Origin of the sequence: Yersinia sp. Marseille-Q5920, assembly GCF_946902935.1 — a bacterium.
In the GTDB taxonomy this organism is placed as follows: Bacteria; Pseudomonadota; Gammaproteobacteria; order Enterobacterales; family Enterobacteriaceae; genus Yersinia; species Yersinia rochesterensis.
The window spans coordinates 24,814-37,265 of record NZ_CAMPQA010000020.1; the positions used below are offsets into that span (position 1 = coordinate 24,814).

The following is a 12,452-nucleotide window of genomic DNA, read 5'->3' on the forward strand; positions in this document are numbered from 1 at the left end:
TGCTATTTTGAGTGAAAAACTAACTGGCACATCAAAATGGATAGACTTATAATGAGTGTAAGATTATGTCTTACATGAGGTGTTTATGGCCAGGACAATGACAGTAGATGTTGGCGAGGAACTTCGCGACTTCATCGATTCGCTGGTTAGCGCAGGTGATTATAGAACTCAAAGCGAAGTGCTCCGTGATGCTTTGCGTTTATTGCGTGAAAAGCAGGCTGAGTCCCATTTGCAATCATTACGGGACTTGTTGGCTGAAGGGGTGAGTAGCGGCACTCCAGAAACATGGAGTAAAGATGTATTCATACAGCGAATAAAGGAAAGGGTTAATCTGAATGAAAGAGATTAATCTGACACCGAAAGCAATTGATGATTTGGAAAATATTTGGCTTTATGGTCAGGTACAATTTGGTGTAGCCAAGGCGGATGAATATGTCGCTCGCTTTTCTGAAATATTTGATATTTTGGCCAGACATGAAATTGGTACACAACGACCTGAGTTAGGTGAAAATATTTATTCACTCCCTATTGAGAAGCATGTAATTTTTTTCGTTCCTTCAGAGTCTTCTATCACTGTAATTCGTATTCTTAATCAATCACAAGATGTAAATCGTCACATTTCTTGGCGATAGAACTCCAGCCTAGGTACAAGGGCAGGACTATGCCCTGCCTTCTTATGGTCAAAAACCAAGTCAACTAATACCGCCAGCTACAGAAACCTTATATCAAGCCCGTTCTAGGCAACATCTACATTGAAATGTAGTGGCCTTAGCTCTGAATAATCTCTCAGATTTCACGTAGCGTGATCGATATTCATGCGCATGCTCTTATTCTGATATGGAGATCTGCAACTAAAAATAAAATTCAGTTTATTTTAGAGTAAAAAATTTACATTACCGCCTATGTGTAGCATTATTGTGTATATTCTTAAATGCTACATGTTGAGGTGTTTTGTGTCGGTAAATACTAAACAAATCTATAGAGTGGCTGAGCGATCTGAACACATGCTCACTCTTCTGACCAAACAGATTAAAGAACAAAAGGAAGAGCTGGAAGAAACGACTTATTTCCAGACTTATGCCAAGGCTGCTGTTGCCAAATTACCTAAATTGACTCGCGCAAGTGTTGACTATGCTGTCACCGAAATGGAAGAGCAAGGTTACACATTTTTGAAGAAACCGGCAGGTACATCTATAAAATATGCAATGTCACTGCAAAATATTATAGATATTTATCACCATCGTGGTGTTCCTAAATACCGTGATCGCCACGGTGAAGCCTTCACGATTTTTGTTGGTAATTTGAAAGGTGGCGTATCGAAAACAGTTAGTTCGGTTTCACTTGCTCATGGATTACGTGCCCACCCTCACCTACTTTATGAAGATTTAAGAATTCTGGTTATCGACCTTGATCCTCAATCTTCAGCTACAATGTTTCTAAATCACTCTCGTTCTATTGGGGCTGTAGATACAACCTCTGCTCAGGCAATGCTACAGAATGTATCCCGCGAAGAACTTTTGTCTGAATTTGTCATTTCTTCTATTGTGCCGGGTGTTGATGTTATCCCTGCTTCTATTGAAGATGCATTTATTGCATCGCAATGGAAAGAGCTATGTTCCGAACATTTACCTGGACAGAATATCTATACCGTTCTTAAAGAGAATATTATTGATAAACTCAAGAAGGATTATGACTTTATCTTTATCGATAGTGGCCCACATCTCGATGCTTTCCTGAGTAATGCTATTGCTGCATCGAACTTGCTTATGACGCCGATCCCCCCTGCCCAAGTCGATTTCCACTCCACCTTAAAGTATCTCACTCGCCTTCCTGAACTTATTGAGATGATAGAAAAATCAGGGGCTAAGTATCCCCTTCAGGGCAATATAGGATTTATGTCTAAATTGCAGAATAAGTCTGACCACAAACTTTGTCATAGCCTGGCCAAAGAGATATTTGGAGGGGATATGTTGGATGTGGCCCTACCACGCCTTGATGGTTTTGAACGATGTGGCGAATCTTTTGATACGGTTATTTCCGCCAACCCCTCGACCTATGTTGGCAGCAGTGAAGCATTAAAAAATGCTCGTGCTGCGGCGGAAGATTTTGCTAAAGCTGTATTCGATCGCATCGAATTTATTCGGATGAACTGAGGTATTCCATGACAAAAAAACGCCTAACCATCGGCCGGACATTTAGTGGTTCCCCTTTGTCCAATGTATCAACTGATAATTATCGCCAGATTTTTACTCTTGCCTCAGGGAAAAAAGCTGTCTTCATGTTTGAAACTATTCCAGCAGAAGATATTGCTGAACGCTCATTTGTATCTCTAGCCACAAATGGTAGAGATCAAGCCGGTGTTACAGAGGAGTCACTTCAGGACATTATCAGGACCATTCGTTTTCAACAATTTTTCCCGGCAATTGGACGTATAATTGACGGAAAAATTGAAATACTCGACGGGTCACGTCGCAGAGCTGCCGCATTGATTTGCCATGTCGATCTCAATGTGCTGGTTACTCAGGACGATATTGATATGGATGATGCGAGAAAACTCGCCGCTGATATTCAAACTGCAAAAGAACATAATTTACGTGAGATTGGATTAAGGCTTTTACTTCTCCGCGATTCGGGCATGAACCAAAAGGAGATAGCCCAATCGGAACGCCTATCTTCTGCGAAAGTTACTCGAGCTATTCAGGCCGCATCGGTACCTGAGATGATGTTAGAACTTTTCCCTGTTCAATATGAACTAACCTATCCAGATTATAAATTCTTGCTTGATATTGATGAACAATTACGGCTGCGTAGTCTCAAACTAGAAACATTCGTTGATTCGGTTAGGAAGCAAATAGAAAAAATCCCTAATGCTAATGAGCTGGTCTCTGATGAACTGAAAAATGAAATAATAAAGTCGTTTCGACATGTTTTAGACGGGATTTTAGCTAAACCTGAAAAACAGGCTGCTGTTGTTGAAAAATTATGGGACTTTGAAGAAAAAGATAAATACGCTCGAAAACGTATAAAGGGACGCGCTTTTAGCTATGAGTTTAGCCGTTTGCCAAAAGAGTTGCAGGTAGAACTTGACCGACTTATTTTGCACACAATGAAGAAACATTTATCACAGTAATTCTATCAATGAAGTGGCGATTTCAGCCTGAAATCGCCACTGAAATCAGTACTGTAATCTGCTTGATTTTATATCCACTCATGAAAATTCGCCATCAAATAAAATTCATTAATCAATTGTTTTATATTGATATTTTGTTTTTATTTCAGGGTGAAATCGCCAGTAACTCAATGAGGTTAATCTATTGAAAGTAGGCGCGTTAGCTATGGCGAACTTTTATTGTTATGGCTCGAAATATTATGCGTCTTCTCTCCTTTCATCAAATTTGGTTAAATAAAGAAAATTAGCCACTGCAGATTTTGACAACAGATGTTTGGCGTATCTTTTTTTACTGCATATTAAGCACTATTACACTTTTCCTGATGCACTTGAATGACTTTATGCGTTGAATGTTTGGACCTAAGTGAAAACGAAATTTGCTCATACTCGATGAGTTTTGGTCGTTAGTTTCATAGTTGTACTTTTGGTAAATCTCCCCAGCGGGTTGTATAAGCAGGGGAGAGCATTTCTCGCCTCATTTTCCATCCTTTATCTATCCCTTGACCCGCAAACCAAATCTTGCCCAGACCCGTTTGGTTAATATGGTCGATAGCTTTCATCAACTGCTCACTGTTGGCTTTGGGCTGTGAATCGTCAAACATGTCTATTTGCCCAGGGCGACTACAAAAATCGTTCAATATAATTCCGGCCTTTTGATATCGATACCCCCCTTTCCATATAGTGTCTAAACCGCGCGTGGCGGCGGCAACGATATCGCGAGTGTCTTGTGTAGCCAACAGCAGAGTTTGATTAGCATTATTCCCGTAATACGGTTCAGGAGAGTAGGGGCTGCAACGTATAAAAACACTAATTTGCCTACAATATTGGTGTTCCTGGCGCAACTTCTCAGCTGCACGCTCAGCATACTGACAGACAGCCTGACGCATATCTTGCAATTGTGTAACTCGCTCACCAAACGAACGGCTAATGATGATCTGCTCTTTTGCAGACAGGTTTTCTATTGAAATACAGTCAATCCCATTCAGTTCTCTGCAGGTTCGTTCCAAGACAACGCCAAATGTTTTGCGTATCAATTGCAAATTGCTGTCGGCCAGCTGCAGAGCGGTCTTAATTCCCATACTATTAAGACGAGCGGATATTTTTCTCCCTACGCCCCATACATCACCTACGGGTACGAGAGCCATTAACTTTCTTTGGCGTTCTCGGTCAGTTAACACAACCACACCTTGTGTTGCTGGCCATTTCTTAGCAGCATAGATGGCCAGCTTCATTAAAGTTAGCGTTTGAGCAACGCCAATGCCGGTGTTTAACCCTATCTCCTTTAAAACACGCTGTTGTACCAGGCGACCAAATACTTCTAGTGGCATGACAGATTCCATCCCTTGAATATTCATCACCGCTTCATCGATTGAATAAATTGTCAGTTTCGGCGCCATGCTTTCTAGTAACGTCATGACCCTGTTAGAGATATTTCCATTTATGTGGAATAGAAAATCAATATTATTTTTACCTAAATTCGAGTTTGAGCTACTTAGCTAATCGGCGGCTTCTACTAACCATTTGGTGCCCTTAAGGGCATTTACATGATCAACACCATCGCGTCGGTTCACTACTGTTCCGTTAGTTAATAAAAAAAGGTGCATTCTCAAAAAAATAATATTTTTAATACAGCTTTAGTTGGGCTATGGATAACCACAAAAATAGACTCGGTATACAATGTGCTGAATGTACTCATATAAAGATAACTATGTAAGGGTGATGTTATCAAACCACCCTGCATTATAATATCAACATTGATTTGATTAGCTGTTAATGGGTAAATAACTAAAAATAAACGTGTTTATTTATTAATGTACTAGCATCGTATTGCAAATGAGAGTATGGCTGAAGGCTTTTATATATAGATGCAGCAAGATCTGAAACCTCATTGTATAATATACCCAAAGCGTCAACCTTACCTTCAGAGTCAAATACTTTTCTGCTACCATCAGGAACAATCAGCAAATCTCTTATACTCTTGACGGAATAGAGCAGAAAGAGATGGTTGCGGAGTTTTTCGACTAATGCAAGTGACATATACGTGGGGCATTGTAGCTGACCATTCATTTCATATCCAATTGCAGTGAGATCATAACTGGAGAGATTTTTAGCCACTCGCTTTTTATAATCAGGCATGTCTGCAACTAAATTTTTCATGAGCCTCACAACTCGTTTCAAATTTCCTGAATATAACGCATCCTTCTCATTCACTTTTTTAATGTGAAGGAAAGGGTGATTGCCATGTAAGGCATGCTCCGCTTTATGATATATTCTGACTTCCTTATCATGTTTTTGGCCACTCTGCTGATATGTATGGGAATGATACCAACAGGCTGGCACTATATCTACCTTCCTCTTTAAACTCCCTCCATCTAAAGCAATCGATTTATTACCAGCGCAATTAACATTCGCTTGATGGTATCTTGAGGTGAGCTTCAACTCGGATTGCAATCTAAGCTCTTTAATGATATCGACCATAGGGCGTTGGTCAGCAGCATAGCATCCTGCGCCATCTAACTTAGGTGTCTGTACTAAAACAATATCATCCTTCAAGATAAGCATATCGACATCAGAATGGCCTTCAATATGGATATTCAATGCAACTGAACCTTGAATTTCCTTTGCAGCAAATATACCTACTGTTTCCAAAAGTGAAATAAGAGTATTGGCAACTCTATCACCCTCGTTAATTGAGATCCTTGTGGATGCCGGATCAACTTCAGCCATAGCACCAATAGTGTATTTTATCGCTGCATTTTCAGTCAGCAATTCGTAATTTTCTTGTCGGCGGGGATCATAAGCTGTATATGATGCCATATTATTTTCAAACAGCACCCGCTCTTTTGTCCCTTGTCGGCGATCCTTTAATCTTTGTAGTCTATTATCAAAGTTAATCATAATTGTCTTTCTAACTCCATTTTCCCAAATGTTCTTCTACCATTGCTATTGAAGTAAGCCGCTACACCATTGGTTAATTCTTTATTCAAATTAATTTCACAGTAACCTTTATGAGAATTTAGCTCATGATATTGGTCGATATTTGGATTATTACTATAACTATAACTTAATAACCAACCTCCACGAGAACCATTACATTTTGACAAAGTAGCCGTGTAGCTGCCACTTGAGCTTTGCTTTGTTTTTAGGCAAATAGCGATTTTTTCCCATTTTTGCTCAATATCAATCTCAGCCTCCCATTCATATTTAGCATTACTGTCTTCATCTAACGTGGTACCACGTACGGACCAAATCCCATTAAGATCTGGAATTTTGAAAAAAGGAAATTTCCAGGCGTATTCATTGAAAAGCCAATGTAAAACGAAATACACTGTACCAGTGGTTACAGCCCCTCCGGCAAGGGCATGAAAGCCTGTTAGTTGATGAAACCATGCTAGAAAACTAGATATGGCGCCCGCAAAAATAATCGCCGTTGCTCCTAACCAACGACCAATTGTCGTTCGGCTATGGCCAAATACAGCATAATCATGCATAGATTCCTCCAGATATGGTATGCAATCCCATTCCCCAAGCAGAGTTGTCACCCTATGGTCACAACAACTCCCCTAGACCGCCATTGGCTTGGTCGTTTACAGATAGGCGCGATGCTATCTTGTTGCCAATAGTAGTTCAGCATGGGATAATGAACAATACATTTTTTATACCATGATGGTAATTATGATGAGATTTGACAATGTCAGCTTGGAACTCCTAGCCGACACTTATTCGCTACCGCAGGCTGAGCGGCTGACTTACATCGATCTTTGTATACGTTATCTCGGCAGCGTAACCAGAGCTGAAATTATGAGTGAGTTCAAAGTTGCTCAAGCCGCAGCTTCTAAGGATCTAGCCCTTTATCGAGAGCTAAAACCCAGTAATAGCAGAATTGATACATCAACAAAAAAAACTGTATTCTTGTCAGATAGTTATACTCCACTTGTTAGCTTTAACGTACATACTGCACTTAATCTGATTCAATTTGGTTTTTCACGTACCGAGCTGATGAGAAAAGCGCCAATGCTTCCAGTAGAGGAAGTGGACCCACTCTACCAACCCGAAAGGTTGAAAGAAAACCAAGTCGCGGCAGTAACGAGAGCAATAAAAAATAAATACGCGATTTTATGCACATATGGTTCGAAAAGTGGAGACCACAGAGTTAGAACATTATTTCCACAAGCTTTGTTTATGGATCGTAAAAACTGGTACTTCAGGGCATATGATAGGAATGAAGTAGAGCCAGAATTTAGTGGATTTAAAAATTTCAAATTATCTCGAATATTTGATATTTCTCAAGCTGTTGATGTTCTACCAACAGTGACTGAGCAAATTGATAAGGAATGGGATGAAAAAATAACATTTATTATAACTTTCAAAAAACATCTTAGCACTGAAGTTATTGACGAAATCTCAAGAGAATTTTCAATAAATGATAACGTCCATTCAGTAACCTGTAGGGCTGCGCTAGCGTGCTATGTTAAAACAAATTGGAAAATTGATCTTTTAAATGACAGTGACAGTCATTGGTTATATTTTGATGTGTTAAACCCCGAAGCATTACAAGGTGTAAGATGTCTCTCCCCTTTATTCAAAAAATGATTTCAGGCTAGTTTTGTCAAAGTGAAAACCTAGATTTATTTGATTTTATGGGATGGTTTATGGCAAGTCGACTTATTAATCTATTCATGTGGCCATATCAAGTTAGCTATGGAAAACAAATTCAAGGATTAGTTAGGAGGGTATTAAATGAGCTTGGTGCAACAGTTGAAGCTGAAGTCTTAGTCGTTGGAACACGGAGTCCTGAAAGTGATAAATATCATGCAGTATGCGTAGAACCAGAAAATGACAAATGGGATGTTGATATTTTCGATGGTTTGCTCGGAGCTGTTGAGCAAATTTATAAAAGCCATCATCTGCAAAATATGTTTTTCAGTGATTCGGCAAGTATGCGTGATAAGCCAGAATGGATGCGTCGCAGTTCAGTAAAAAGTGCGGTATCTCAATCCATAAAATTATTTGATGATGCTAATAATGTGACTTCATTTTGTGGTGATACGAGGCGTTTAGATGATTATTACATAACTCCCATAATACAAATCCCAAACTCAATTTTTCTGCAATTCCCTCCTCTTCCGATGATTTTTGGAGGAAAAGGGCATCGGAGTTTACTCCATGCAGCGATAGATGCTGTGCTAGACGAAGCGACCCAAGAGCTTGAAACTCCAGAGCCAGGACGTTTTAACGCAATGAGAAGTGAAGACGAAATAGTACAAATAGCAGCGAAGAATTTTATGCATACTGCAGGGGCTTCAATAGTTGAGCAATACTACACAACAGATCTATTCTACTCTATTAATGTTGTATCATCTCTTATGTATGAAGGAACCAAAGGTATTGGTGATTTAATTCTTTCCTCACCTGAAAATAATGAAATTGAGTTTGTGGTTAAGTTCATTTCTCCAGTTAGTTTTGGGGAGCCAAGATGGGTCAGAAAAATACTTCAAATGGCCTCGAAGGGTATTGGGGTAATTGCAGATAGCAGACAAATTTATGGATTAGGAAAGCTAAAAGAAACTCACAATGCTGATTCTCAAAATGCTTTTATCGTATCCTTTATTGATCATTATCACTGGGTGTTACGTTGCGGTAATTTTTCACTTTTAAAAAGCCATTATTCTAAGCCGAAATTACCTCAAGAACCTGTTAATAAATCAGCCTTTCTTGCAACTTATCATAGGATGTTTCCATTTGCAGAGCAAAAGTGTGGGGTGCATCTTTGGAAATTAGTGACAGCTCAAATCAATCAAAATCATGGTAGCATGATCATCGTTGCAGAGGATGCTGCTCAAGAAGCTCTTCGTTTAAACAGGCAAGGGACTTGTATTACACCTACATTACTTTCAGAATCATTGCTTCAAAGCGTAAGTGGTATTGATGGTACGATATTACTTGACCCTTCTTGCTTTTGCCATGCGATCGGAATTATTCTTGATGGTGAAGCAACAGACCAATGCACGCCATCTAGAGGGGCTCGTTATAATTCGGGTGTGCGGTATGTTAGAGCCAGTTCATACAAAAGATTATCGATCGTTGTATCAGATGACCACACAATTGATATTATTCCAGAAATTAGAAAATTAGTTAGCCGTTCTCGTATTGAGTACCACGTTTCATGTCTGGAAATGGCTACAATTGATAATTATCACAACTCACGCAACTGGCTGAACGAACATCGATTTTATGTTAATGAACAACAATGTGTACGAGTTAACAAAGCTATTGAACGGCTGAATTCTCTCCCCCGTGAGGTTGGACTAATTTACCTTAGTACACAAAAATTTGATGTCCATCCCGAAATGGATGAAAGTTATCTTATTGATTAAAATGGTAAATATTATCCGTGATTGATTGGTGCTACAGTTTTTGAGGATGAAAATTGAAGATCTTCTGCCGTAGATTCTAAGGGTGAGACTCCTGCAGACTACTCTGCTCAATATGAACATATTGGAATGCAACTATCTCGTCTATCACCGATGAATAATCCAAAACATTCAACCTTTGCCTGGAGGTGGCTGATCAGCCATTTTTTTTATGAACGCGGTCAGTTTATCAATATCACCTTCGGCAATTGCTTTTTCATCTGGCGTCAGCGGAACCTCCTCAAGATATCGGTGTATGGAGGCTTTGCTTTCAAGAACCTGCGCCCGGGAACTGCTTTTCGGCAGACTAAAATCACAGCCAATGCAGGCCATCCGGTGTGGGCAGCTGCTCCAGAACGGGTTAGTACAGTACAAATCGCCTAAGTCATAATATAAAGCGGGGCCTGAAGCAGTGATGGCCTGACTGTCGTGATCAATCAACACGCTGATCATATGGGAAATTTTGTCGGCTTTTACAAAAGACGCTGCCAGCCGGGTGGGGCGAATGCGGATATAATGCAGGGTTGAACGCGGGCAACTGTGCCCCGACCATTCCATCAGTTCATGCAAGGTCATCCCCTGTGGCACGCTGGCCAGTGCGGTGACCGCTGAAGCTCTTCCCCGGTGACTGGTGATCCGGCCCCGGCTGTCTTCGACCGGAACGCCAGCCCGAGCACAGAGTACCGGAATGATCGTGTTATTCAGGAGCGCGCTCCCCACGTGTTTACCCCGAAACTGAAACAAAAAGCTGACTTTTTCCCCCGTGCGTTCATCACTCAGAGGCGCCTGCTCCTGGGGGCGTTCCTGCAGCCATAAGTCCACGTATTTTTTTACAATGCTGGCGACCGGTTTGACAAACGCTTTTGATGTTTTTCCTGCAGGAACGTCCAGATAACACAGCGTTCCGGCAGGAATAATACTCCCGTCGTCCTGCACAATATCATCTGTCTGCTCATGCACACATCCTGAGGTCAGGCGGAATATTTCATTCTGGCGCAGTCCCGCATGGGTCCAGATCACCGCCATCGCTTGATGCAGGGTAAACGGATAATGGATCTCCGTCAGCATATCTTCTGGGTGCAGATTCAGACTGGCCCAGATCAACTTCAGCCACACCGGATCGTCAATCACCCGGGGGTTCACTCCCCGGCTGAAGGCAGGCGTGTCCGGCGTGGCCAGATGGCGGTAGGGGCTCAGCTTCAGTCTCCCCCATCCCCAGAGCTCATAATCGACAAAAAAACGCCGCAGGGCATACAGAAACGATGCCCGGGAGTTACTCATCATTGGCTGACCGGAGCGGGCCGACACACGTTGCTTTTGCTCAGATACCAGAGACAGTTCATCCACATTCATCCTCCCCAGCGCGGCGATGAAACTGGCACAGGTGCTGATGGTCCAGTCAGCAGGCTCGCGGATATCAGGACAGTCTCTGGCAAGCCACAAACCGATACGTAAAATAAAGCTGTAGTTCGATTCACGGGTCCGCGGCCTCAGCACGGACGTTTCCCGCCAGCGCTGACACCATCGGACCCATTCTGGGGCAATCCCGTCAGTCCGCTTCTCTTTCCAACTGGCATAACCCCGCATACGTAAAGGGCGGGACAAAATTCCCATGGCTGCCAGCCCGTGAGAGACCTTGCCTACCGCTCTGGCGATCCCGTTAGTGCGGTACTGCTGGCCCCGTTGAAGCAATTCTTCGGTAAAGCTTTCCAGTCGGGGATCGCCATTTTCCAGCATCAGCATTCCCAGAACCGCCGAGAGAAACATTTCCTGATGTCGAAGGGAATACCCCAGTGCCACCAGGACATCCATGAGACGGCTGAGTTCCTGCTGAAAAATATCCCGACCAAAAACCGCACAGGCATAATACGCTGGCTGGCGACACCGGGTGCTGTACAGCGGGAGAGGAACCTGTGACAGGTGAAAGGCAAAAGCCGCCAGCAACGGACCTCCGAGGTGTCGTCGCTGATACAACTTCTGCCATATAGCCTCTGTCCAGAGGTGACTGGGCAGATCCTGACAGGCCGCTTCGGCGAGTACCGCCAGAATGGTGATCTTCGCGACCTCCGGCTTTATACCGCTTCGGGTGGCGATGTCATAAAAAGGACGCAGGAATGCCGGTACAGGTTTCTGCAGAAGATACTTACCCCGTCGTTGTGGGGTACTCAGGGCAAGACGTTCCTGTGCGGAGAAAGTGGCTTTGAGCTGATATGACTCAAGCTCAAAAGGCTGCCAGACAATGCCAGTAATGTTTTCGGCTTTCATAAGAGAAGTCCTCGGTCAGAAAAAACCAGTCCGGCAACTTTTCTGTCAAGCTCAGCGACAGCACCGGCCATGCGAGCGGCAAGATCGGTACCGGACAGGTGCAGGTAAATCTGGGTCGTCCGTGGATCCCGGTGCCCGGCATAAGCGGCGAGTTCGTGAAGTTTCCAGCCCGCCCGCGCCAGATGAGTCAGACGCAGATGACGGAAGGTATGGGTGGAAAAATCAGGCAGCCCGGATTCGAGCCCCCAGCTGCGGACGATTTTACTCCAGCTCCAGATACTCAGAGGCATACCATAATTTCGGTCTGATACTGAACGAAAAAGTGCCCCACCAGAAAAACCACTTTGCCGTAACTGCTGCAAATGTGCGGCAAGCACAGGGGTTACCGTCGGGCTATAACACACCATACGTTCGCGATGATTCTTGGTGGTTTCGGCGCGGATACGGATCAACCGGTGGCCCGGATCAAGATCGTCAACCCGAAGCGCCGTGACTTCTGCCCGCCGTAATGCACCGTAGTAGGCCAGCGCCAGCATAAGGCGATCGCGTATCGCCCGCGCCTCACCCGACAGTGGTGTGGTGATACAGATAGGGGAAGTCCCACC

Annotated in this window: 11 protein-coding genes; 6 read left to right on the plus strand and 5 right to left on the minus strand. The window is 42.9% G+C overall.

The features are described from left to right. Positions 1–85 precede the first annotated feature (85 nt). From OVO64_RS19910 to OVO64_RS19925, 4 genes are all read left to right on the plus strand, one after another. Complete coding sequence (locus OVO64_RS19910; protein WP_042546510.1) at positions 86–349, plus strand: type II toxin-antitoxin system ParD family antitoxin; 264 nt, start codon at positions 86–88, stop codon at positions 347–349. Continuing rightward, a complete protein-coding gene (locus tag OVO64_RS19915; protein ID WP_108088331.1) occupies positions 336–632 on the plus strand; it encodes a type II toxin-antitoxin system RelE/ParE family toxin in 297 nt (98 codons plus the stop codon). Before OVO64_RS19910 ends, OVO64_RS19915 begins: the two co-directional genes overlap by 14 nt. 306 nt (positions 633–938) lie before the next feature. Beyond that, positions 939–2,153, plus strand: a complete 1,215-nt coding sequence (locus OVO64_RS19920; RefSeq protein WP_258018878.1) for an AAA family ATPase — start codon at positions 939–941, stop codon at positions 2,151–2,153. 8 nt (positions 2,154–2,161) lie between these two features. After that, a complete protein-coding gene (locus OVO64_RS19925) occupies positions 2,162–3,130 on the plus strand; it encodes a ParB family protein (protein WP_042546513.1) in 969 nt (322 codons plus the stop codon). Positions 3,131–3,579: 449 nt separating this feature from the next. Here OVO64_RS19925 and umuC read toward each other — a convergent pair whose 3' ends face one another. The 3 genes from umuC to OVO64_RS19940 form a co-directional block, all read right to left on the minus strand. Further along, positions 3,580–4,629 carry a translesion error-prone DNA polymerase V subunit UmuC gene (gene umuC / locus OVO64_RS19930; RefSeq protein ID WP_323744693.1) on the minus strand — a complete coding sequence of 350 codons (1,050 nt, stop codon included), beginning with the start codon at positions 4,627–4,629 and terminating at the stop codon, positions 3,580–3,582. A gap of 325 nt (positions 4,630–4,954) precedes the next feature. Then, a complete protein-coding gene (locus OVO64_RS19935) occupies positions 4,955–6,067 on the minus strand; it encodes a hypothetical protein (RefSeq protein WP_267248979.1) in 1,113 nt (370 codons plus the stop codon). Further along, entirely contained in the window at positions 6,064–6,660 is a 597-nt protein-coding gene (locus tag OVO64_RS19940) for a hypothetical protein (protein ID WP_267248980.1), read from the minus strand. Before OVO64_RS19940 ends, OVO64_RS19935 begins: the two co-directional genes overlap by 4 nt. Before the next feature lie 310 nt (positions 6,661–6,970). Between OVO64_RS19940 and OVO64_RS19945 the strand changes: the two genes are divergently transcribed. After that, positions 6,971–7,762, plus strand: a complete 792-nt coding sequence (locus tag OVO64_RS19945; RefSeq protein WP_267248981.1) for a WYL domain-containing protein — start codon at positions 6,971–6,973, stop codon at positions 7,760–7,762. Positions 7,763–7,821: 59 nt separating this feature from the next. Continuing rightward, positions 7,822–9,546 carry a hypothetical protein gene (locus OVO64_RS19950; protein WP_267248982.1) on the plus strand — a complete coding sequence of 575 codons (1,725 nt, stop codon included), beginning with the start codon at positions 7,822–7,824 and terminating at the stop codon, positions 9,544–9,546. Between the two features lie 168 nt (positions 9,547–9,714). On the opposite strand, the gene OVO64_RS19955 is transcribed toward OVO64_RS19950, so the two are convergent. Then, complete coding sequence (locus OVO64_RS19955; RefSeq protein WP_267248983.1) at positions 9,715–11,847, minus strand: tyrosine-type recombinase/integrase; 2,133 nt, start codon at positions 11,845–11,847, stop codon at positions 9,715–9,717. Beyond that, positions 11,844–12,452, minus strand: a 609-nt coding sequence (locus OVO64_RS19960) for a tyrosine-type recombinase/integrase (RefSeq protein ID WP_267248984.1), incomplete at its 5' end; no start/stop codon positions are given. The genes OVO64_RS19960 and OVO64_RS19955, both read right to left, overlap by 4 nt.

Excerpts from the sequence above, each read along its gene's own strand:
- OVO64_RS19910 (WP_042546510.1), top strand. The coding sequence starts at position 86 with ATGGCCAGGACAATGACAGTAGATGTTGGCGAGGAACTTCGCGACTTC.
- OVO64_RS19915 (WP_108088331.1), top strand. The coding sequence starts at position 336 with ATGAAAGAGATTAATCTGACACCGAAAGCAATTGATGATTTGGAAAAT.
- OVO64_RS19920 (WP_258018878.1), top strand. The coding sequence starts at position 939 with ATGTTGAGGTGTTTTGTGTCGGTAAATACTAAACAAATCTATAGAGTG.
- OVO64_RS19925 (WP_042546513.1), top strand. The coding sequence starts at position 2,162 with ATGACAAAAAAACGCCTAACCATCGGCCGGACATTTAGTGGTTCCCCT.
- OVO64_RS19935 (WP_267248979.1), bottom strand. The coding sequence starts at position 6,067 with ATGATTAACTTTGATAATAGACTACAAAGATTAAAGGATCGCCGACAA.
- OVO64_RS19940 (WP_267248980.1), bottom strand. The coding sequence starts at position 6,660 with ATGCATGATTATGCTGTATTTGGCCATAGCCGAACGACAATTGGTCGT.
- OVO64_RS19945 (WP_267248981.1), top strand. The coding sequence starts at position 6,971 with ATGAGTGAGTTCAAAGTTGCTCAAGCCGCAGCTTCTAAGGATCTAGCC.
- OVO64_RS19950 (WP_267248982.1), top strand. The coding sequence starts at position 7,822 with ATGGCAAGTCGACTTATTAATCTATTCATGTGGCCATATCAAGTTAGC.
- OVO64_RS19955 (WP_267248983.1), bottom strand. The coding sequence starts at position 11,847 with ATGAAAGCCGAAAACATTACTGGCATTGTCTGGCAGCCTTTTGAGCTT.